Source organism: Microbispora sp. CSR-4 (assembly GCF_008033685.1).
Lineage (GTDB): Bacteria > Actinomycetota > Actinomycetes > Streptosporangiales > Streptosporangiaceae > Microbispora.
The window spans coordinates 1-619 of sequence record NZ_VJVX01000239.1 but is presented as its reverse complement, the minus strand read 5'-3'; the positions used below and the strand labels follow the sequence as shown (position 1 = coordinate 619).

At 67.4% G+C, this 619-nt stretch carries 1 pseudogene; it reads right to left on the bottom strand.

The window, feature by feature from the left end:
- Nucleotides 1–619, bottom strand: a pseudogene (locus FLV34_RS39625) (DNA-directed RNA polymerase subunit beta); the annotation flags it as partial.

The following is a 619-nucleotide window of genomic DNA, read 5'->3' as shown; positions in this document are numbered from 1 at the left end:
CGACTGACGCTGCATGTTCGACCCCATGAGCGCGCGGTTGGCGTCGTCGTGCTCCAGGAACGGGATCATCGCCGTCGCCACCGACACCATCTGGCGCGGGGAAACGTCGATGTAGTCGACCTCGTCGGCGCGGGCGAGCTCGGTCTCGCCACCCTTCGTACGCACCAGGACGCGAGGCTCGGCGAACGATCCGTCGGGATTGAGCGCCGTGTTGGCCTGCGCCTTGACGTACTTGTCCTCCTCGTCGGCGGTCAGGTAGTCGATCTCGTCGGTCACCTTGCCGTCGACGACCCTCCGATAGGGCGTCTCGACGAAACCGAAGGCGTTGACCCGCCCGAAGGACGCAAGCGAGCCGATCAGGCCGATGTTCGGGCCCTCGGGCGACTCGATCGGGCACATGCGGCCGTAGTGCGAGGGGTGCACGTCGCGGACCTCGAAGCCCGCGCGCTCACGCGACAGACCACCCGGGCCCAGCGCGTTCAGGCGCCGCTTCTGGGTGAGGGCGGCGAGCGGGTTGATGTGGTCCATGAACTGCGACAGCTGCGAGGTGCCGAAGAACTCCTTGATCGACGCCACGACCGGGCGGATGTTGATCAGGGTCTGCGGCGTGATCGCCTCG